This is a genomic window from Arenibacter echinorum (assembly GCF_003259375.1).
Lineage (GTDB): Bacteria > Bacteroidota > Bacteroidia > Flavobacteriales > Flavobacteriaceae > Arenibacter > Arenibacter echinorum.
Genome location: NZ_QLLN01000010.1, coordinates 84,260 through 107,206, shown reverse-complemented (window position 1 = coordinate 107,206; position 22,947 = coordinate 84,260). Strand labels below are relative to the sequence as shown.

At 39.3% G+C, this 22,947-nt stretch carries 18 protein-coding genes and 5 tRNA genes; 1 reads left to right on the top strand and 22 read right to left on the bottom strand.

Annotated elements, in window-relative coordinates:
* The first annotated feature begins 58 nt into the window (after positions 1-58).
* A complete protein-coding gene (locus LV92_RS20460) occupies positions 59-1,648 on the top strand; it encodes a peptide chain release factor 3 (RefSeq protein WP_111625453.1) in 1,590 nt (529 codons plus the stop codon).
* A 62-nt stretch (positions 1,649-1,710) separates the two neighbouring features.
* Here the strand turns inward: LV92_RS20460 and LV92_RS20455 are convergent, their stop codons facing one another.
* From LV92_RS20455 to LV92_RS20350, 22 genes are all read right to left on the bottom strand, one after another.
* Complete coding sequence (locus LV92_RS20455) at positions 1,711-2,022, bottom strand: DUF3467 domain-containing protein (RefSeq protein ID WP_072863284.1); 312 nt, start codon at positions 2,020-2,022, stop codon at positions 1,711-1,713.
* Between the two features lie 113 nt (positions 2,023-2,135).
* Positions 2,136-6,434 carry a DNA-directed RNA polymerase subunit beta' gene (gene rpoC, locus LV92_RS20450; RefSeq protein ID WP_111625452.1) on the bottom strand — a complete coding sequence of 1,433 codons (4,299 nt, stop codon included), beginning with the start codon at positions 6,432-6,434 and terminating at the stop codon, positions 2,136-2,138.
* A gap of 62 nt (positions 6,435-6,496) precedes the next feature.
* Positions 6,497-10,306 (bottom strand): DNA-directed RNA polymerase subunit beta, encoded by a 3,810-nt coding sequence (rpoB, locus tag LV92_RS20445; RefSeq protein WP_111625451.1) that lies wholly within the window; start codon positions 10,304-10,306, stop codon positions 6,497-6,499.
* 136 nt (positions 10,307-10,442) lie between these two features.
* Positions 10,443-10,823, bottom strand: a complete 381-nt coding sequence (gene rplL / locus LV92_RS20440; RefSeq protein WP_111625450.1) for a 50S ribosomal protein L7/L12 — start codon at positions 10,821-10,823, stop codon at positions 10,443-10,445.
* 53 nt (positions 10,824-10,876) lie between these two features.
* On the bottom strand, positions 10,877-11,392 hold the full coding sequence (rplJ, locus tag LV92_RS20435) for a 50S ribosomal protein L10 (RefSeq protein WP_111625449.1): 516 nt from the start codon (positions 11,390-11,392) through the stop codon (positions 10,877-10,879).
* A 22-nt stretch (positions 11,393-11,414) separates the two neighbouring features.
* Positions 11,415-12,104, bottom strand: a complete 690-nt coding sequence (gene rplA / locus LV92_RS20430) for a 50S ribosomal protein L1 (protein WP_111625448.1) — start codon at positions 12,102-12,104, stop codon at positions 11,415-11,417.
* A 20-nt stretch (positions 12,105-12,124) separates the two neighbouring features.
* Positions 12,125-12,562 (bottom strand): 50S ribosomal protein L11, encoded by a 438-nt coding sequence (gene rplK, locus LV92_RS20425; protein WP_031444830.1) that lies wholly within the window; start codon positions 12,560-12,562, stop codon positions 12,125-12,127.
* Between the two features lie 69 nt (positions 12,563-12,631).
* Positions 12,632-13,183, bottom strand: coding sequence for a transcription termination/antitermination protein NusG (nusG, locus tag LV92_RS20420; protein WP_031444831.1), 552 nt, complete (start codon positions 13,181-13,183; stop codon positions 12,632-12,634).
* Positions 13,184-13,193: 10 nt separating this feature from the next.
* Positions 13,194-13,382, bottom strand: a complete 189-nt coding sequence (secE, locus tag LV92_RS20415) for a preprotein translocase subunit SecE (RefSeq protein WP_111625447.1) — start codon at positions 13,380-13,382, stop codon at positions 13,194-13,196.
* A gap of 94 nt (positions 13,383-13,476) precedes the next feature.
* Positions 13,477-13,549, bottom strand: a tRNA-Trp gene (locus tag LV92_RS20410).
* A 117-nt stretch (positions 13,550-13,666) separates the two neighbouring features.
* Positions 13,667-14,854, bottom strand: coding sequence for an elongation factor Tu (tuf, locus tag LV92_RS20405; protein ID WP_031444833.1), 1,188 nt, complete (start codon positions 14,852-14,854; stop codon positions 13,667-13,669).
* A gap of 54 nt (positions 14,855-14,908) precedes the next feature.
* A tRNA-Thr gene (locus LV92_RS20400) sits at positions 14,909-14,980 on the bottom strand.
* A 178-nt stretch (positions 14,981-15,158) separates the two neighbouring features.
* Positions 15,159-15,231: transfer RNA gene (locus LV92_RS20395), tRNA-Gly, on the bottom strand.
* Positions 15,232-15,323: 92 nt separating this feature from the next.
* A tRNA-Tyr gene (locus LV92_RS20390) sits at positions 15,324-15,405 on the bottom strand.
* A 160-nt stretch (positions 15,406-15,565) separates the two neighbouring features.
* Positions 15,566-15,639 (bottom strand) — tRNA-Thr (locus LV92_RS20385).
* 98 nt (positions 15,640-15,737) lie between these two features.
* Complete coding sequence (gene hpf, locus LV92_RS20380) at positions 15,738-16,040, bottom strand: ribosome hibernation-promoting factor, HPF/YfiA family (RefSeq protein WP_031444834.1); 303 nt, start codon at positions 16,038-16,040, stop codon at positions 15,738-15,740.
* 48 nt (positions 16,041-16,088) lie between these two features.
* The gene (locus tag LV92_RS20375; protein WP_111625446.1) at positions 16,089-16,979 is read right to left on the bottom strand and encodes a tyrosine-type recombinase/integrase; all 891 of its coding nucleotides are present in this window, start codon (positions 16,977-16,979) and stop codon (positions 16,089-16,091) included.
* 100 nt (positions 16,980-17,079) lie between these two features.
* A complete protein-coding gene (rpsU, locus tag LV92_RS20370) occupies positions 17,080-17,274 on the bottom strand; it encodes a 30S ribosomal protein S21 (RefSeq protein ID WP_031444836.1) in 195 nt (64 codons plus the stop codon).
* Positions 17,275-17,342: 68 nt separating this feature from the next.
* Entirely contained in the window at positions 17,343-18,482 is a 1,140-nt protein-coding gene (locus LV92_RS20365) for an acyl-CoA dehydrogenase family protein (RefSeq protein WP_111625464.1), read from the bottom strand.
* 39 nt (positions 18,483-18,521) lie between these two features.
* Complete coding sequence (locus LV92_RS20360) at positions 18,522-19,430, bottom strand: ComEA family DNA-binding protein (RefSeq protein WP_111625445.1); 909 nt, start codon at positions 19,428-19,430, stop codon at positions 18,522-18,524.
* 345 nt (positions 19,431-19,775) lie between these two features.
* Entirely contained in the window at positions 19,776-21,842 is a 2,067-nt protein-coding gene (locus LV92_RS20355; RefSeq protein WP_111625444.1) for an amino acid carrier protein, read from the bottom strand.
* Positions 21,843-21,939: 97 nt separating this feature from the next.
* Positions 21,940-22,947, bottom strand: coding sequence for a potassium channel family protein (locus LV92_RS20350; RefSeq protein WP_111625443.1), 1,008 nt, complete (start codon positions 22,945-22,947; stop codon positions 21,940-21,942).

The following is a 22,947-nucleotide window of genomic DNA, read 5'->3' as shown; positions in this document are numbered from 1 at the left end:
GGCATATGCTGGTTGAAAAAAAATAATTTGACTTATTTTTGCCGAAATCAAATAATCAATGAGTTTTAGGGAACAAATTGAAAGAAGAAGGACTTTCGGTATCATATCACATCCCGATGCGGGAAAAACAACACTAACAGAAAAACTACTGCTTTTCGGGGGCGCCATACAGGAAGCGGGAGCCGTGAAAAACAATAAGATAAAGAAAACTGCTACCAGTGACTTTATGGAAATTGAAAAACAGAGAGGTATTTCGGTAGCCACCTCTGTTCTTGCCTTTCTATACAAAGACAAAAAAATAAATATCCTGGATACCCCAGGGCACAAGGATTTTGCAGAAGATACCTTTAGAACACTTACTGCTGTTGATAGCGTAATTGTTGTTGTTGATGTTGCAAAAGGTGTGGAGGAGCAAACTGAGAAATTGGTAGAAGTTTGTAGAATGCGCAGCATCCCGATGATCGTATTCATCAACAAATTGGACCGGGAAGGGAAGGATGCATTTGATTTATTGGACGAAGTAGAACAAAAATTGGGCCTTTCCGTAACTCCTTTAAGTTTCCCTATTGGCATGGGTTATGATTTTAAGGGAATCTATAATATTTACGAAAAAAACATTAATCTTTTTAGCGGGGACAGTAAAAAGAATATTGAAGATACTATTGCTTTCGACGATATAAACAACCCACAGCTTGAAAAAATCATCGGCACAAAAGCAGCCACGGAACTTAGGGACAATTTAGAATTGGTGCACGGAGTATACCCCCCATTTGACAAGGAAAGCTATCTTAAGGGAACACAGCAGCCGGTATTTTTTGGTTCTGCCCTGAATAATTTTGGGGTGCGGGAACTGTTGGACTGCTTTATAGATATTGCTCCCTCGCCAAGGGCCAAAATGGCCGAAGAGCGCTTGGTCCAAGCCAATGAAAAGGAATTAACGGGTTTTGTATTTAAGATACACGCCAATATGGACCCCAAGCATAGGGATCGTCTAGCATTCATAAAAATAGTTTCCGGTACCTTTGAAAGAAACAAACCCTATTTGCACGTACGTCAAAACAAAAATTTAAAATTCTCCAGTCCCAATGCATTTTTCGCCGAGAAAAAAGAAATTGTGGATATTTCCTATCCAGGGGATATCGTTGGATTGCATGATACTGGTAATTTCAAAATTGGAGACACCTTAACAGAGGGTGAAATACTGCATTACAAAGGCATACCAAGTTTTTCTCCGGAACATTTTAGATATATTAACAATGCCGATCCCATGAAAGCCAAACAGCTTAACAAGGGGATTGATCAATTGATGGATGAAGGGGTTGCCCAGTTGTTCACCCTGGAAATGAACAACAGAAAAGTTATAGGGACTGTGGGCGCCCTACAGTTTGAAGTAATACAATACCGTTTAGAGCATGAATATGGTGCAAAATGTACTTATGAAAATTTCCCGGTTTACAAAGCATGCTGGGTAGATCCAAAAGACAAGAACAGCGAGGAGTTCAAGGAATTTAAGCGCGTAAAGCAGAAGTTTTTGGCCAAGGACAAGAGAAAACAACTAGTTTTTCTTGCAGATTCCCAATTTTCACTACAAATGACACAGCAAAAATATCCCAATGTAAAACTTCATTTTACTTCCGAATTCGACTAAATAAAAACTCGATTCCCATAAAACTAAAAAACCTTCTGTAAATACAGAAGGTTTTTTAGTTTTTAAGCTTCACCCGTAGGTCCAAAATTCAATGGGATTGGGGGCTGCTCGTAATCCTTTATGGTTCCATGGGCCTTTTCAAAGCGACTAACATTATCACCTAGTGCCTTTAAGAATTTCTTGGCATGTTGCGGGGTTAGTACAATTCTACTTTTAACTTTTGCTTTGGGAGCCCCGGGCATCATACTTATAAAATCTACTACAAACTCTGAAACAGAATGATTGATTATAGCTAAGTTGGAATATATTCCCTCAGCTGTTTTCTCATCCAATTCTATATTGATTTGTTTTTGGTTTTGATCTTTATCACTCATTACAAAAAATGATTATCTATTACTATATAACTAAACGGAAGTGAACAAAGAACAATTTATTTGTTGATTGTCCAAAAAAAAACCTCGGTGAATAACACCGAGGTTCTAATTATTTAGAATTTCAATTCCTCTTTTCGGGCCATGATTTCATCGTACTCCTCTTTGGAACCTACAATGATATTTTCATAATCCCTCATTCCAGTACCTGCTGGTATTTTATGTCCAACAATTACGTTTTCTTTCAATCCTTCCAGAGTATCTATCTTACCGCTTACAGCAGCCTCGTTAAGTACTTTGGTCGTTTCTTGGAAAGAAGCGGCCGAGATAAATGATTTCGTCTGTAAGGAAGCACGTGTAATTCCTTGAAGGATAGGTGTAGCAGTTGCTGCTACAGCATCCCTTGCAGTAACCAAATTCTTATCATTACGTTTAAGAATTGAGTTTTCATCCCTTAATTCACGGGCACTTACAATCTGACCCGGTTTTAAGTTTTCGGAATCACCAGCTTCTTCTACTACTTTCTGTCCAAAAATCTCATCGTTCTCTTGGATGAAATCATCCTTGTGAACCAATTGATTTTCTAAGAAGATAGTATCTCCCGGATCCTCTATACGCACTTTACGCATCATTTGACGTACTACTACCTCAAAGTGTTTATCATTGATCTTCACCCCTTGCAAACGATATACTTCCTGAACTTCGTTCACCAAGTATTGTTGTACAGCTGAAGGTCCTTTGATTGCCAAGATATCCTCAGGAGTGATCGACCCATCGGACAATGGCATCCCGGCACGTACGTAATCATTTTCTTGAACAAGAATTTGATTCGACAATTTCACCAAGTATTTCTTAACCTCACCCAATTTGGATTCGATAATTATCTCACGGTTACCTCTCTTTATCTTACCAAAGGAAACAACACCATCAATCTCGGAAACAACAGCAGGGTTAGATGGGTTACGAGCTTCGAACAATTCGGTAACTCTTGGAAGACCACCAGTAATATCCCCAGCCTTGGCTGATTTACGCGGTATCTTGACCAAAATTTTACCTTCATTGATCTTGTCTCCATCATCTACCATAATGTGCGATCCAACCGGAAGGTTATAAGAACGCAACACTTCATCCTTATTGTTCTTGATCAATAGGGTAGGAATCAATTTCTTGTTCCTAGATTCCGAAATTACTTTCTCTTGGAATCCTGTTTGTTCATCAATCTCTACTTGATAAGTGATACCTTGTTCTATATTCTCGTATGCGATCTGTCCAGGGAATTCTGAAACAATAACTCCGTTGTAAGGATCCCAAGAACAAATAACTTGGCCTTTCTCGATTTTTTCACCATTCTTAATGAACAATTGTGAACCGTAAGGAATGTTATTGGTACTTAGCGTTATTCCAGATTTTGCATCTACAACCTTGATCTCTGATGTCCTAGAAATTACTATTTCAGATTTTTTACCTTCTCCGTCTTGACTAGTAACTGTCCTTAAATCTTCAATTTCAGCAACTCCACCAAATCTGGCCTCCAATTTATTTTCTTCGGAGATGTTACCTGCAATACCTCCCACGTGGAAAGTACGCAATGTTAACTGAGTTCCTGGTTCACCAATAGACTGTGCAGCTACTACACCAACAGCTTCACCTCTCTGTACCATTTTATTGGTAGACAGGTTTCTTCCATAACATTTGCCACAGATACCTTTCTGAGCCTCACATGTCAAGGCCGAACGCACCTCTACTTTTTCAACTGGGGATGCCTCTATATTCTTAACATCGGCTTCCATAATTTCTTGACCTGCCCTTAAAAGCAATTCTTCAGAAATAGGATTATAAACATCATGTAAGGAAACCCTTCCAAGGATACGCTCCCCTAAAGTTTCAACAATCTCTTCATTTTTCTTAAGAGCCTCAACTTGAACCCCTCTTAGTGTTTCACAATCCTCAATATTGATAATTACATCTTGTGAAACATCCACCAAACGACGTGTTAGATAACCCGCATCCGCCGTTTTTAACGCCGTATCCGCAAGACCCTTACGTGCACCGTGAGTAGATATAAAGTATTCAAGAATGGATAGACCCTCTTTAAAGTTGGATAAAATGGGGTTTTCAATAATTTCCCCACCTCCAGCAGTAGATTTCTTTGGTTTAGCCATTAATCCACGCATACCGGTTAACTGGCGAATCTGCTCCTTGGAGCCCCTTGCACCAGAATCCAACATCATATATACAGAGTTAAATCCTTGCTGATCCTCACGAATACGCTTCATTGCCAATTCTGTCAACATAGCATTGGTCGATGTCCAAACGTCAATTACCTGATTGTAACGTTCGTTATTGGTTATAAGACCCATGTTATAGTTGGCCATAATTCCATCTACCTGTGTATTGGCATCAGCAATCATTTCATGCTTCTCTGGCGGAATAATAATATCTCCCAAACTAAAGGACAATCCACCTTTAAAAGCGAATTCATAACCCATAGTTTTTATTTTATCCAAGAAATCGGCCGTTGTTGGAACATCGGTAACACTTAATATATTACCAATAATATCCCTAAGCGATTTTTTATTCAATACATCATTAATGTATCCTGCCTGTTCTGGGACTACCATGTTAAACAACACCCTACCAACTGTTGTTGGAATGATCTGATTAACCAATTCACCAGCCTCATTAAAATCTTTGGCACGTACCTTAATTCCGGCGTTAAGATCCAATCTCCCTTCATTAAAGGCGATAACCACCTCTTCATAAGAGTAGAATGTTAATCCTTCACCTTTTACTGCTACCTCCGGTGTAGATTTTCTTTCTTTGGTCATATAATATAGACCCAAAACCATATCCTGTGATGGTACGGTAATAGGCGAACCATTTGCAGGGTTCAAAATATTATGTGACGCCAACATTAACAATTGGCATTCTAAAATTGCTTCTGGTCCCAATGGTAAATGAACTGCCATTTGATCACCGTCAAAATCCGCGTTAAAAGCAGTACATACCAATGGATGCAAACGTATAGCCTTGCCCTCAATAAGTTTTGGCTGAAAGGCTTGAATACCCAATCTGTGCAATGTAGGAGCACGGTTCAACATTACAGGATGTCCTTTCAAAACATTTTCAAGAATATCCCAAACTACAGGTTCTTTTTTATCTATGATCTTCTTCGCAGATTTCACCGTTTTTACAATACCCCTTTCAATCAATTTACGGATTACAAAAGGTTTGTATAGTTCGGCGGCCATATCTTTAGGCAAACCACATTCGAACAACCTCATTTCAGGTCCAACGACGATTACCGAACGAGCGGAATAATCCACACGTTTACCTAAAAGGTTTTGACGGAATCGACCTTGCTTACCTTTCAATGAATCGGAAAGTGACTTCAACGGTCTATTGGATTCAGTTTTAACTGCAGATGCCTTACGTGTGTTATCAAATAAAGAATCTACTGCCTCCTGAAGCATACGCTTCTCATTTCTAAGAATTACCTCTGGAGCCTTAATTTCTACCAATCTCTTAAGACGGTTGTTTCTTATAATAACCCTTCTGTAAAGATCGTTCAAATCCGAAGTTGCAAAACGACCCCCATCCAATGGCACCAAAGGACGTAATTCCGGTGGAATAACAGGAATTACCTTCATGATCATCCAATCCGGTCTGTTCTCCCTATTTTCCTGGGATTCCCTTAAGGCTTCAACTACTTGAAGTCTTTTCAGGGCCTCAGTCTTACGTTGTTTGGAAGTTTCGGTATTGGCCTTATGTCTTAATTCATAAGACAATTGGCTCAAGTCTATTCTCGCCAAAAGATCAATAAGACATTCCGCACCCATTTTAGCGATAAACTTGTTTGGGTCAGAATCTTCCAAGTACTGATTCTCTTGTGGAATGGACTCCAATATATTCAAATACTCCTCTTCGCTCAAGAAATCCATTTTTTGGATTTCCTCACCGTCAGGTCCCTTGGCAATACCTGGCTGAATTACTACATAACGCTCGTAGTAAATAATCATATCCAATTTCTTGGAAGGCAAACCTAATAGGTAACCAATCTTATTGGGCAGGGAACGGAAATACCAGATATGGGCAACAGGAACTACCAAATTAATGTGTCCTACCCTATCTCTACGTACCTTTTTCTCTGTTACCTCTACCCCACAACGATCACAAACAATACCGCGATAACGAATTCTTTTATATTTTCCACAGGCACATTCGTAATCCTTTACAGGACCAAAAATACGCTCACAGAATAGACCGTCCCGCTCAGGCTTGTGCGTTCTATAGTTAATAGTTTCAGGTTTTAAAACCTCACCTCTTGACTCTGCCAAAATAGCTTCTGGAGATGCCAAACCGATTGAAATTTTATCGAACCTTTTAATGGTATTATTATCTTTTAGTCTAGCCATAACTATATTCTGATACTAATTTAATTCTTGTTATTAGGAATAGTGTTCAAAACCAATCCTTGTTATTCTTCCAATCTAATATCCAAACCTAATCCCTTAAGTTCGTGCATTAATACGTTGAAAGATTCTGGCAAACCAGGTTCTGGCATGGTCTCTCCTTTTACGATCGCCTCGTACGTCTTGGCCCTACCTATAACGTCATCCGATTTGACGGTCAATATTTCACGAAGTGTTGCAGAGGCACCATATGCTTCAAGCGCCCAAACTTCCATCTCTCCAAAACGCTGTCCACCAAATTGTGCTTTACCACCCAATGGCTGCTGCGTAATAAGTGAGTATGGCCCAATTGAACGAGCATGCATCTTGTCATCTACCATATGTCCTAGTTTCAACATATAGATAACCCCAACTGTCGCTGGTTGATCAAAACGCTGACCCGTACCACCATCGTATAGATAAGTATGTCCAAATCTTGGAATTCCAGCTTCATCGGTATAGGCATTGATTTGATCTAAGGTAGCACCATCAAAAATTGGGGTCGCATATTTCTTCCCTAATTTTAAACCGGCCCATCCTAAAACAGTTTCATATATCTGCCCGATGTTCATACGCGAAGGTACCCCTAACGGATTCAATACGATGTCCACAGGTGTTCCGTCCTCTAGGAACGGCATATCCTCATGACGAACAATTCTGGAAACGATACCTTTATTTCCGTGACGACCCGCCATTTTATCACCAACCTTAAGTTTACGCTTTTTGGCGATATAAACTTTGGCCAATTTCATAATACCAGCTGGCAATTCGTCTCCTACAGAAATGGTGAACTTGTCCCTTCTAAGGTTACCTTGAAGGTCGTTCAATTTTATCTTATAGTTATGCAAAAGATCCGTTACCATGGTATTGCTTTCCTTGTCCGTAGTCCAACTTCCACCAACCAAATGGGCGAAATCATCAACCGCGTTCAACATCTTCATGGTATACTTCTTCCCTTTTGGAAGTACTTCCTCACCAAGGTCGTTCAATACCCCTTGCGAAGTTTTACCATTGACCAATGTAAATAGTTTCTCAACCAATACATCTTTCAATTGTTCAAATTTCACTTCGTATTCCAACTCCAATTTAGCAAGGTCTTCCTTATCTTCTGAACGCTTACGCTTATCTTTAACCGATCTAGAAAATAATTTCTTGTCTATAACAACCCCCCTAAGTGAAGGTGATGCTTTTAAGGATGCATCTTTTACATCACCTGCTTTGTCCCCAAAGATGGCTCTTAGTAATTTTTCCTCCGGTGTGGGATCCGACTCTCCTTTTGGAGTAATCTTACCTATTAAAATATCTCCAGGCTTAACTTCCGCTCCAATACGGATCATTCCGTATTCATCCAAATCCTTGGTAGCTTCTTCAGAAACGTTAGGAATATCATTGGTCAACTCTTCAGCTCCCAATTTGGTATCCCTTACCTCCAAAGCGTACTCATCAACGTGGATAGACGTAAAGATATCCTCACGTACTACTTTTTCAGAGATTACGATCGCATCCTCAAAGTTATAACCTTTCCATGGCATAAATGCCACTACCAAGTTTCTTCCCAAGGCCAATTCGCCACTTTCTGTTGCATAACCTTCACAAAGAACTTGTCCTTTTTTAACCTTGTAACCCTTTTTAACAATTGGTTTAAGGTTAATACTTGTTCCTTGGTTAGTTTTTCTAAACTTGACCAATTCATAAGTTTTGGAATCCTCTTCGAAGCTTACCAATCTTTGTTCTTCGGTACGGTCGTACTTAATAGTGATTTTTTGGGAATCAACATATTCTATAACTCCATCACCTTCTGCATTGATCAACACCCTCGAATCTGATGCAACTTGACGCTCCAAACCTGTACCTACGATAGGTGATTCCGGCTTTAACAATGGAACTGCCTGACGCATCATGTTAGATCCCATCAAGGCCCTGTTGGCATCATCATGTTCCAAAAATGGAATCAAAGATGCCGAAATAGACGCTATTTGGTTAGGCGCAACATCGGTATACTGGATTTCAGTAGGATCCACTACTGGGAAATCTCCTTCTTCCCTTGCTATTACCTTCTCTGCAGTAATTGTTCCTTTTTCATCCATAGGAATGTTTGCCTGGGCAATTTTCATTCCTTCTTCCTCTTCTGCACTTAAGTAAGTAAAGTCATTAATGTTTACTGTACCGTTATCCACCTTGCGATATGGTGTTTCCAAGAAGCCCATTGGGTTCACCTTGGCAAATACCGAAAGTGAAGATATCAATCCAATGTTTGGTCCTTCAGGAGTTTCAATAGGACAAAGTCTACCGTAGTGCGTATAGTGAACGTCACGTACCTCAAACCCTGCTCTTTCCCTTGAAAGTCCACCCGGCCCTAATGCCGATAATCTTCTTTTGTGCGTAATCTCGGCCAATGGATTGGTTTGATCCATAAACTGTGATAACTGGTTGGTACCAAAGAAAGAGTTGATTACCGAAGACAAGGTCTTGGCATTGATCAAATCGATCGGGGTAAACACCTCATTATCACGTACGTTCATACGCTCACGAATTGTTCTGGCCATACGTGCCAGACCAACACCAAATTGCTGGGACAATTGTTCACCTACAGTCCTTACCCTACGGTTGGAAAGGTGATCAATATCATCGATCTCAGCTTTTGAGTTAATCAACTCGATCAAATATTTTATAATGGTAATGATATCTTCCTTGGTCAAGACCTGCTTGTCCATTCCGATATCCAATCCCAATTTTTTGTTCATTCTATAACGTCCTACCTCACCTAGGTTATAACGTTGATCGGAGAAGAACAATTTATCTATAATACCACGTGCTGTTTCCTCATCTGGCGGTTCAGCATTACGCAATTGACGATAAATATGTTCAACTGCCTCTTTTTCAGAGTTTGTTGGATCCTTTTGAAGGGTGTTATGGATAATGGCATAATCGCTTTGTGCATTATTCTCTTTGTGCAAAAGAATAGTCTTCACATCGGCTTCCAATATCTCATTTATGTGATCTTTTTCCAAAATAGTATCACGGTCAAGGATAATCTCATTTCTCTCAATAGATACCACTTCGCCAGTATCCTCATCCACAAAATCCTCATGCCATGTATTCAATACTCTAGCCGCCAATTTACGGCCCAATACTTTTTTCAAGCCGGCATTGGAAACTTTAACCTCTTCCGAAAGGTCGAATATCTCCAAAATATCCTTATCCCTTTCAAAACCAATGGCTCTGAACAAGGTGGTAACCGGTAATTTTTTCTTTCTATCAATATAGGCGTACATAACACCATTGATATCTGTTGCAAATTCTATCCAGGAACCTTTAAAAGGAATAACCCTGGCAGAATACAATTTAGTTCCGTTAGCATGGAAGGATTGACCAAAGAAAACCCCAGGAGAACGGTGTAATTGGGAAACAACAACACGTTCAGCGCCATTGATAACAAAGGTACCGCTAGGGGTCATGTAAGGAATGGTTCCTAAGTACACGTCTTGTACAATGGTCTCGAAATCCTCATGCTCGGGATCCGTACAATATAATTTTAATCTTGCTTTTAATGGAACACTATAAGTAAGTCCACGCTCTATACATTCTTGAATGGAATATCTCGGTGGATCAATGAAATAATCTAAAAATTCTAATACGAACTGGTTCCTTGTGTCTGTAATTGGAAAGTTTTCCATGAAGGTATTGTACAACCCCTCATTGCCCCTTTCGTCAGATTTAGTTTCAAGTTGGAAAAAATCTTGAAATGATTTAATCTGAATGTCCAAGAAATCCGGATAATTCGGAGTGTTCTTAGCGGATGCGAAACTTATTCTTTCAGTCTGATTTGTGAACATCTATGGACAAAATTTTGATCGTGAATACTATAATTGGGTAGTGTATGCCACTATACACGGTATGTATAAAAAGGCTTAGGTCTAGCCACAAAAAGCGGAAAGACCTAAACCAAAATATTAATGGTTGTCGTTGCTATTATTTAAGCTCAACTTCCGCTCCTGCTTCTTCCAAAGATTTTTTAATTCCTTCAGCTTCGTCTTTAGAAACACCTTCCTTAACGGCTTTTGGTGCGCTATCAACGATGTCTTTAGCATCTTTCAATCCTAAACCAGTTAATTCCTTAACCAATTTAACTACTGCTAATTTAGAAGCACCAGCTGCTTTCAATATAACGTCGAATTCAGTTTGAGCTTCAGCAGCCTCACCACCTTCGGCAGCACCGCCACCAGCAGCAACAGCAACTGCAGCAGCTGCAGGCTCTATACCGTATTCATCTTTTAATATATTAGCCAACTCATTTACTTCCTTAACTGTAAGGTTAACCAATTGTTCTGCGAAATCTTTTAAATCTGCCATTTTTCTATCGTTTAATAAAATTTTAAAATATAATTGTTTTTAGTGCGTACGTATTATCTTTCTGATAATGTCTTAAGGATTCCAGCAAGTTTACCACCGCCAGATTTAAGTCCAGAAATAACATTTTTGGCTGGGGATTGTAACAATCCAATAATTTCTCCAACCATCTCTTCTTTAGACTTAATGCTTTCTAGAGCATCCAATTGATCATCACCAACATAAATTGCCTCGGCAATATATGCTCCCTTTAACAAAGGCTTGTTAGACTTTTTTCTAAAAGTCTTGATCAGCTTTGCAGGTGCATTTCCGGTTTCCGAAAACATCAAAGAGGTATTCCCCTTTAATATTGATGGAAGTTCACCGAAATCCTTATCCGAAGCCTCCATTGCTTTTGCAAGCAAGGTATTCTTAACTACAGCAAGTTTTATATCAGCCTTGTAACAAGCCCTTCTTAAAGCTGAAGTAGTTTCAGCATTTAATCCGGAAATATCGGCTAAATATATAGTGGAGCTATCCCCTAACTGCGCAGTTAAATCTTGTATAACATTTAATTTCTCTTCTCTTGTCATAATAAAAATTTTTAACTACCAGTTAAACTGCTTTTGGATCCAATGCAACACTAGGACTCATGGTACTGGACATATATATAGTTTTTACATATATTCCCTTGGCTGCAGTTGGCTTTAATTTTACCAATGTATCCAACAGTTCGTTGGCATTATCCGCAATCTTATCAGCTGAGAAAGAAACTTTCCCTATTGCAGCGTGCACAATTCCTGTTTTATCCACTTTAAAATCGATCTTACCGGCTTTTACCTCAGCTACTGCTTTGGCAACATCCATAGTAACCGTACCTGTTTTTGGGTTTGGCATAAGACCTCTTGGTCCCAAGACCCTACCTAAAGGACCTAGCTTACCCATAACACTTGGCATTGTGATGATTACATCAACATCGGTCCAACCGTTTTTAATTTTATCCAAATATTCGTCCAATCCTACGAAATCAGCACCAGCTTCTTTAGCCTCTGCTTCTTTGTCCGGTGTTACCAAAGCCAAAACCTTAACATCTTTACCGGTACCGTGGGGAAGTGTAACAACACCACGAACCATTTGATTGGCTTTTCTTGGATCAACGCCCAAACGTACCGCCAATTCAACAGATGCATCGAATTTCGTATTGGTTATTTCTTTTACTAAAGCAGATGCCTCTTCAACAGAATAGAGTTTGTTCTTATCTATTTTGCTGTGGGCTTCTTTTTGCTTCTTTGTTAATTTTGCCATTCTAAATTGCTTTTAAGATTTTAAAAAGGTCTATTGCCTGCGACTTTTAAACCCATAGATCTTGCTGTACCTGCAACCATACTCATTGCAGATTCTACCGTAAAGGCATTAAGATCTACCATTTTGTCTTCAGCGATCAACTTGATCTGGTCCCAAGATACACTTGCAACCTTGTTTCTGTTAGGCTCGCCAGATCCTTTTTTAATCTTAGCCGCTTCCATTAATTGAACTGCCGCCGGCGGTGTCTTTACAACGAAGTCGAACGACTTGTCTTTATAAACCGTGATCGCAACTGGCAATACTTTGCCTGGCTTGTCCTGCGTACGAGCATTGAATTGCTTACAGAACTCCATTATGTTGACCCCGGCAGCACCTAAAGCGGGTCCAACCGGTGGCGATGGATTCGCTGCACCTCCCCTAACTTGTAGTTTAACTACTTTACTTACTTCTTTTGCCATTGTTTAAAATTAAATTTAAAGAGTGTTAATTTGGAAGCAACACTTCTTTTATCTATGTAACAGTTCTTATTAAACTTTTTCTACTTGCATATAGCTGAGTTCCAATGGTGTTTTTCTTCCAAAAATTTTCACCATTACTTCCAGCTTACGCTTTTCTTCATTAATTTTTTCTACGGTTCCGTTAAAACCATTGAAAGGACCATCGATCACCTTTACAGTTTCACCAAACACAAATGGTATGGCCACACTATCGGTCTTAACAGCCAATTCATCCACTTTTCCTAGCATTCTATTAACTTCGGATTTTCTCAAAGGAACAGGATCCCCACCTTTGGTCTCACCCAGAAATCCAATAACATTGGTAATAGAACGGATAATATGAATCATTTCTCCTCCAAGGTTGGCTTTGATCATAATATAACCTGGAAAATAAACACGTTCCTTGTTTATCTTTTTTCCGTTCCTTATTTGCACCACTTTTTCAGTAGGAACAAGAACTTCTTCCAAATAGTCTTCAAAACCTAGCCTAGCAACTTCCGTCTCTATATAGCCCTTAATTTTGTTTTCCTGACCACTTACAGCTCTTACAACATACCATTTCTTATCCAATACTTCTGACATACAGTGCTTCTTAATTGATTATGTTATTGAAATACAGTTGTATCAATTCACTAAACAAACTATCAACACCCCAAGTCGCAAGCGCAAAAATTATAGAAAACACCGCCACGATCACCATCAAGTTGGAAGACTCCGCCCTTGTTGGTAAAGTAACGTTATTCCTAAGTTCGTCTATAGATTCTTTTATATATGTAATCATGCTGCGAAATATTTATTTTCTTAACTATAAAACAAGGCCTTAAAAAAAATACTGACGACATCATCCCAATCAGAAAAGAACCCATTGTGTTTTGCACGGGCGGAGAGGCTCGAACTCCCGACACCTGGTTTTGGAGACCAGTGCTCTACCAACTGAGCTACACCCGTATTTGTTGCTCTACCTCCCGATAACCATCGGGATGAGCTTCACCCGTTTATATTTACATTGAAAGGTATCCCGCTTTAGCAAGACACCCTCAATGTAAACAATACTATACTAAAATATTAATCTAATATCTTGGTAACCTGACCTGCACCAACTGTTCTACCACCTTCACGGATAGCAAAACGCAAACCTTCGCTAAGTGCAATTGGAGACAACAAGTCAACAATAATAGTAAGGTTATCTCCAGGCATAACCATCTCAACTCCACTTGGAAGATTGATAGTACCGGTAACATCTGTAGTTCTTACATAGAACTGAGGACGGTAGTTATTATGGAATGGAGTGTGACGTCCACCTTCTTCTTTTTTAAGGATATAAACCTCAGCTTCAAATTTAGCGTGTGGCTTAACAGAACCTGGCTTACAGATTACCATTCCTCTTTTTATTTGAGATTTTTCAATACCTCTCAAAAGGATACCAACGTTATCTCCAGCTTCACCTCTGTCCAATATCTTACGAAACATCTCAACCCCAGTAATGGTAGAGTTTAATTTCTCAGCACCCATACCGATGATCTCAACAGGATCTCCTGTATTTGCAACTCCAGTCTCGATACGACCTGTAGCAACAGTTCCACGACCTGTAATAGTAAATACATCTTCAACAGGCATTAAGAAAGGCTTATCAACATCCCTTGTTGGCAATTCGATCCAGCTATCAACAGCTTCCATCAATTCCATTACTGTATCAACCCATTTTTGCTCACCGTTAAGTGCACCTAAAGCCGATCCAGAAATAACAGGACCATTGTCACCATCATACTCGTAGAAAGAAAGTAATTCCCTTACCTCCATTTCAACCAATTCCAAAAGCTCCTCATCATCAACCATGTCAACTTTGTTCAAGAAAACAACGATTCTTGGAATACCAACCTGACGACCTAAAAGGATGTGCTCGCGAGTTTGTGGCATAGGACCATCAGTAGCAGCAACAACCAATATGGCACCGTCCATTTGGGCAGCACCAGTAACCATGTTCTTTACGTAATCCGCGTGACCTGGACAATCCACGTGAGCATAGTGACGGTTCGCGGTAGAATATTCTACGTGTGAAGTATTAATTGTAATACCTCTTTCCTTTTCCTCAGGAGCGTTATCGATAGAATCGAAACTTCTCATTTCAGAAAGTCCTGCGTTTGCCAATACCGTAGTAATCGCAGCAGTCAATGTAGTTTTACCGTGATCGACGTGTCCAATAGTACCTATATTTAAATGCGGTTTGGAACGATCAAATGTTGCCTTTGCCATGTTTGTTAATTTTAATTCTTAGTTTATATTAGTGTACAAATAATGCCTTAATTGAGCCAATGATGAGATTTGAACTCATGACCTCTTCCTTACCAAGGAAACGCTCTACCCCTGAGCTACACCGGCATCTTTAATTTTAACCATTGGGCCAGGCCCAATCTAAAACTATAACCCTATACCCAAAGTTTAAGAGCGTTGACGAAGTTTACCCTCGGCGTCGCTCAGGACAGAATAACAAAATCTTGTCCATTTAATTTTAATTGCGCAAAGCCCCATCAAAGGAGCTTTTGCTTTTAAAATTTAGAGCGGGAGACCGGGTTCGAACCGGCGACATTCAGCTTGGAAGGCTGACGCTCTACCAACTGAGCTACTCCCGCTTTTATAATTTTTAGGCAAACCTAAAAATTAATTTCATCATTTCAAAAAAAACTTTCTGTATTTTCATACAAAGACCAATTAAAGCCTTTTGTGGGGAGAGCAGGATTCGAACCTGCGAAGACGTAGTCAGCAGATTTACAGTCTGCCCTCGTTGGCCGCTTGAGTATCTCCCCAAACCATATTTTAAAGAACCTAAGAAAATATAAATTTTCCTTTTTTTGAGCCGATAGAGGGACTCCCCTCGACTACGCTCGGGATAAACTTCTCGCCCCGGACGCTTTTCAACCCTCTTTCAAAATTTCAAACAAAAATAACACTATTTCTGTTTTTTTGAGCCGATAGAGGGACTCGAACCCACGACCTGCTGATTACAAATCAGCTGCTCTAGCCAGCTGAGCTACATCGGCTTTTGTTACTTTTTTCTTCAAAAAAAAGTCCGCTATTTCTAACGGACTGCAAATGTAGATATTTATTTATTTAATCAAAACATTTTTTGATAATTTTTTTACGCATTTAATCTTATTTTTTCTTTTCGCTTAACCAACTTCCTTTCCAAGGAACTACATGCTGTGTCCACAGCCTCTTCAAAGGACTTACATTGTTTTTTTACCACAAACTTATCTTTAGGAACCAACACCTTGATTTCCACAATTTTATTCTCCTTGGCACTTGTATTTTCAACCTTAAGATATACATCAGAACTAATTACCTTGTCATAAAACAGTTCCATTTTATTCAATCTTGCCTGAATAAAGTCAATAAGCTTTCCGTCTGCAGTGAAATTCACCGATTGTGCATTTACTTTCATAGAATGAAGTTTTAAAAGAGTTAAACATTAAAATAGATTAAGACCGTACTATTTCTTACTTCTGGGATGAGCGGAGAAATGTACCTTCTTCAATTCCGCAATACTATTATGGGTATAAACCTGGGTTGATGCCAAACTGGAATGCCCCAATAATTCCTTTACAGAATTTAAATCAGCACCCTTATTCAGCAAATGCGTGGCAAAGGTATGTCTTAAAATATGCGGACTCTTTTTTACCTTGGACGACACTAAACTAAAATACTTATTTATAATTCTATAAACAAGCGTTTCGTACATTTTATTGCCTTTACCCGAGAGAAAAATATATGCGTCATCCTCTATTACTTTTAAGGCACTCCGTTCAAGATTATATTCCAAAAACAATTCCTTGGTAGCCTCCAAAAGAGGAATAATCCTTTCCTTATTGCGCTTCCCCAACACCTTTATTGTCATAGCCTGAAAATCCACATCCTTAACCTTTAGGCCAATCAGTTCCGCACGTCTTATGCCGGTGGTATAAAGCAATTCGATAATTAACTTGTCGCGCTTACCTTCAAAATTTTTCTCGAAAGGAATCTGGGAAAGAACATCCTCCATCTCCATTTCGGAAAATGGTATCTCTATTTTCTTTGAAGTTTTGAGCGCTTTATGTTTTGACAAGGGGTTAATGGTCAGAATTCCAACTCCCAAAAGAAACTTATAATAAGCCTTTAAGGATGCAATTTTACGATTCACGGACCTGTTGGAGACTCCTGATTCCACTAGGGAAACTATCCAACTCCTAATCAGGTTATAAGTTACCTGGGCAATATCCTCAAGGTTATACTCCTGCCCACAAAAATTTTTAAATTCAACTATATCGTTCTGATATGCTTTTGTGGTATGAGGAGAATAGTTCTTTTCCAACGATAAATATGCGATAAATGATTCTATGGACATATCCCAAAGTTACAAAAGATAACCCCCGATAAGAGTAGGATACAAAAAAAAAGTCCCACAATAAGTGGAACTTTTTAGACTATTATTAATTCAAGTGGATCTAGATTTCCTCCTTATCCCTTAGACCTTGAATATATTGAGCTTTCTGAATCTTCGCTCTGTTCTCTACAGATGGCTTTGTAAACTGCTGACGTTTTCTCAACTGTCGCATTGTACCTGTCTTGTCGAACTTACGCTTGAAACGCTTTAAAGCTCTATCGATGTTTTCTCCTTCTTTTATTGGTATTATTAACATGGGCAATAACCTCCTCTCTTTTGTGATTAAGGCTGCAAATATATACCTTAAAAATGAATTACAAATAATTATTTTAAAATTTTTCTGGCAATGACCACTTTCTGTATCTCGGTAGTACCTTCCCCAATAGTACACAACTTGGAGTCCCTATAGAATTTTTCTACTGGAAAATCCTTGGTAAACCCATATCCGCCGTGTATCTGCACTGCCTCATTGGCTACTTTTACACATACTTCCGAAGCATACATTTTGGCCATAGCCCCCAATTTGGTAACATTTCGCCCTTCATTTTTAAGGAAAGCCGCCTTGTGTAAAAGCAATTCCGAAGCCTCAATTTCGGTAGCCATGTCCGCAAGTTTAAAGGAAATACCTTGAAAATGGCTAATCGGCTTTCCAAACTGCACCCTTTCCTTTGAATATTTTAAGGCAGCTTCATAAGCCCCTTTGGAAATTCCCAAGGACAACGCTCCTATGGATATTCTTCCACCGTCCAAAATCTTCATGGACTGCACAAATCCTTCCCCTACTCCCCCTAATCTATTTGAGTCCGGAATTTTACAATTATCAAATACCAATTCTGCCGTTTCACTGGCCCTCATTCCTAGTTTGTTTTCTTTCTTTCCACTGCTAAAGCCTGGTGTTCCCTTTTCCACTACAAAGGCAGTCATACCATGACTATCCCCTTTCTCCCCTGTTCTTACCACCACCACGGCAATGTCCCCACTCTTACCATGGGTAATAAAATTCTTGGCTCCATTCAAAACCCAGGAGTTACCCTCCTTGACCGCTGTGGTACTCATACCTCCAGCATCGGACCCGGTATTGTGCTCCGTAAGGCCCCAAGCTCCGATCCATTCGGCGGTAGCCAATTTTGGAAGCCATTTTTTCTTTTGCACCTCATTCCCAAAACTAAGGATGTGATTGGTGCACAATGAATTATGTGCTGCCACCGATAATCCGATGGAAGGATCTACCTTGGAAATCTCTTCAATTATAGCCACATATTCATGATATCCCAGGCCGGAACCACCCAATTCTACAGGAACCAAAACCCCCATAAAACCCATTTCCCCAGCTTTCTTAAAAACCTCAACAGGAAAGGTCTGGGCCTCATCCCATTCCATTACATAGGGCCTAATATATTGTTCAGCAAACTCCTTGGCAGAGGCAGCCACCATTTGTTGAGTTTCAGAGTAATCAAAACTCATTGTAGAAGGGGTATCGATAACCATTATTAGCAATTTTTTTTATAATTGCAAATATAACTTAATTATATCTAATTTTTCCGAAGGGAAATCTTCGATTTCTATTAATTCATCAAATGAAGCTATACCACCGTTCGCTTCCCTGAGAGCTACAATACGTGCTGCCACTTCATATTTTATGTAAACCAGTTTTGAAATATCCCACGGAGATGCTTGGTTAATGTTTATTTTTGATATATCCGGGCTTTCCAAGATCCTATAGTCTTTGAGAACTCTTGCAACAACCTCAGGATCAAGACCATAAACGTGGCCTAGTTGCTCTTCAGACAAAAAACCTCCCAAGAGGTCCCTGAATTTTACAATGCGCTGGGACAGCTTCTCCCCTATTCCATTAACAGACCTTAATTCTTCTGCAGTAACTCTATTAATATCCTTGATCTTGACACTTTTAAAGGTATCCGGAACCGATTTGGATTCCACGCTATTAAAAGTACGTGACCCACCATATGCCGACTCAATACTTCCTCTACGGGTCCATTCGGGAAACTTAAAATATGATTGCAAACTTTCCAACAGGGAATCCGATATCAATGTTACCTTTTGAAATTCCTTGGCGGAATTAACAAATTGGTTCTTAGCCCGGAAGACATGCAAACGTTCTATTTCCTCTGTCGACATCCCCAAAATATAACCTTTGTAATCTGTTATAAAATTGGGATTAAATGGATAGACCGATATCGAATCCTTCTTTTGGTTACGACTTCTTAGTTCATCAATTTTGGCTTGGTATTCCTTATCGACCGTTAGGGAATTGGCCTTTTCCGATATAGGATAGGATTTAACAACAAAATATACCGTCTGGAAAATAACGATTAGAAACAATAAAAAGAAAATCCCACTTCGCTCCTGTTTATTGAACTTAAAGTGGGATTTAAACGATTTTCTGTTCACGGCTCAAACTTTATGTCTTAATGCACTTTTCCATTATTCATATAATGCTCCATGGAAGATTAATTCCCTACACCAAAAGCATCGCTTTAAAAGCGGCTAAATTCCAAATGTAACTCTTCCCAAATCTAGGTTAGTTTTAATCTAAATATAGTAAAAATGTAATAAACTTAAATGTTAGGCCCAACATCAGTAGTCTAACTATAGCCAAACTATTCCTCTTTAGTTTATATATAGGAAATAATACAAAATAAGACCGTACTCTCTTAGTTTTATCCAAAAGAAAATCCCACCTAATTCCATATAAGGAAATTAGGTGGGATTTATATTTATTGTCCTATTCTTTAATTATGCCTTTCCCTTTTTTTTGTAAAGCAAATTGGCCTTAAGTTTTACCAAATAGTCATCTAGATCTCTTTTCACCTCACCGGACATTAGATAAAGTCCAATAATATTGGGGAAGGACATGGCCAAAATCATCATATCCGAAAAATCCAAAACCGCTCCCAAACTCACCGATGCACCTACTACCACAAAAACTAGGAACAACATCTTATATACAAATTCGACTTTTTTACTTTTCCCAAAAAGATAGGTCCAAGCCCTCATCCCATAGTATGACCAGGAAATCATGGTTGAAAATGCGAACAGGAACACTGCCAAGGCCAAAACATATGGAAACCATGAAAGCACACTTCCAAAGGCATCCGATGTTAATTGGGCTCCTGCCATTCCCTCTACTTCGTGCATTCCTGTAAATATTAAAACCAAGGCGGTCAAAGTACATACCACGACCGTATCTATAAATGGCTCCATGAGGGCTACAAAACCTTCAGAAGGCGGATGATTTGTCTTCGCCGTACTATGTGCTATCGCAGCAGAACCAACTCCGGCTTCATTGGAGAACGCCGCCCTCTGAAAACCAACGATCAAAACTCCTATAACACCGCCTTTAAGTGCACTTGGGCTAAAAGCCCCATCCACTATGGCAGCAAATGCAGGGCCAATATTTTCAATATTCATGATGATTACCGTTAAGGCCGCCAGAATATAAATAGAAGCCATAATAGGTACTACCCTCCCGGTTACATTGGCTATACTATTGATTCCACCAATTATTACCACACCAACGAGAATTGCCGTAATTATTCCAAACCAAAATCCATTGCCCTGTAAGGCCGGGAACTGCCCGGAAAGCTGTTCAAAAGATTGATTGGCCTGAAACATATTTCCACCTCCAAAAGAAGCCCCCACAGCTAAAACGGCAAATAGACTGGCAAGCACCTTTCCCAAACCTTTTAAATTCCTTTTCTCCAGACCATAACGCAGATAGTTCATCGGACCCCCAAAAACACGGCCATCAGGAAGTATATTACGGTATTTGACCCCTAATGTACACTCAACAAATTTGGAAGACATTCCCAATAAACCACAAACAATCATCCAAAACGTTGCACCCGCACCTCCCAAGGAAACGGCCACCCCTACCCCTGCAATATTTCCAAGTCCAACTGTACCGGAAACGGCTGTTGCCAAGGCTTGAAAATGGGTAACTTGTCCTGGGGCATCCGGATCGTCATATTTACCTTTCGCCAAATCAATGGAATGTCTAAATCCCCTAAAATTGATAAAGCCCATTCTCAACGTAAAGAAAACAGCTCCGATTACCAACCAAATAACAATAAATGGTATTGCTTTTTGCTGAGGATCTCCATTGGGATGGGTTATAATAACCGGCTCATCATATTTAACCTCTGCCAAAAAATGGGCTCCTTGCTCTATTACGTGCTCCGAGTTCTCTGAATTATATATTACCCCACCTTCCTTGGCTAAATATTTTAAATGGCCGTTGACAGGCGATGTTATTGTTTCGGTGTTACCATTACTTTTAGAAATAATTGCAATATCATCCCCTTTTTTTACTTTTTGTCCTTCAGGCTTCAACCACTCCTTTAAAATAAACTTATCCTTTGTTTCGGGAGACCAGCCTGGAATTCCAATACGTTTCACATCCGCATAAACCACGGGATCATAAATACCAATGGCCGCAAAAGGATCCCAAAAAAGAACAGATCCCAAAGCACTTACGGCAGGTGTCATAACTCCATTAAAAAATTCGGTAATTGCCTCGGATGGTACTTTGTACTCCTTGGTAACCTGCAACCCTTTTGCATCGGTAATAGTAACTGTATAGGGTAGGCCTTCCACAAGATTAGTGGCTTGATTGGCGGTCAATGGGGTATTTTGATTACTCCATTTATACTGATAGGGTGGTGTACCTCCGTCAACCTCTAACTTTACAACACCATCATTGATGTTGTTCGAAGGATTGTAAACAGACCCCTTTACAACAAGTTCTTGGGAAAATATTACAAACGAAAACAGTAAAAAAATGGAAGATATATAATTCTTCATAAGTAGCTTGAAAAGTTTAATTTTGTTGGTTTAGCTTCTAATATCCCGGCAATATCCTAAAAATAATGCTTGGAATCAAATATAATTGTTTATATACTCAATCTATATGGAACATCTCATTTAATTTTTTTATTTGCTCTGGTCTTCCCAATACTATTACCTTTCCCTGCGGTTGTAATTTTAAATCGGCCTCGGGATTAATTATATAATTGCCATTTGGCTCAATATATCCAATTATAGTGCAGCCTGTCTTCCTTCTCAAATCCAGATCGCGCAAGGAATGATTGTCTACCTTTGTCATAAAACTTTCTATGGTTACCTCTTCCAAATTGGTAGTATTCTCTCCTTCGGTTGAAAGTTTGTCCATAAAGGTTATAAGGTCTGGTATGACCACCAAAGACGCCATGTGATCCCCTCCTATCTTATCGGGCATAATTACCTTGTCCGCCCCCGCTAGTCTTAACTTCTTTTGGGAAGTTGTTTGGGAGGCCCTACTGATAATAAACAGGTTTTTGTTCAATTGTCTGGCAGACAGCACCACAAATAGGTTGGCAGCATCATCGGGCATAGCGGTAATAAGGTATTGTGCTCTATCTATTCCGGCGTCTATCAGAGTATCATCTTCATTGGCGTCCCCTTCAACAAAAAGGATCTCATCTTCAAATTTCTCTATGACTTCCTTATTTTTTTCAATAACCACAAATGACCGGTTATAAGCCTTTAATCTTTCCGCAGCCTGATTTCCATTTCTGCCAAAACCGCAAATAATTACGTGATTGCTCAAACTATTGATTTTGTTTTTCACCTTTTTTTTCTTTAGAAGTTGAAGCGCATTTCGACTTAGGATATATTCGGTTATTACCGAAATTGCGAACGCAAATATAAATACACTTGTAACAATTAAAACGACTGTAAATATTTTTGCCTCGGCATCCAACGGACGTACCTCAGAAAAACCAACGGTGGTAACCGTAATAATGGTCATATAAAAGGCATCTATCCAAGTATAGTCTGATAAGAACCTATAACCAAATACTCCGAACAACAAGACCATGATCAATAAAGCCATTGCCAAATACATTCGGGAGCGAAAAAGTCTAATCAT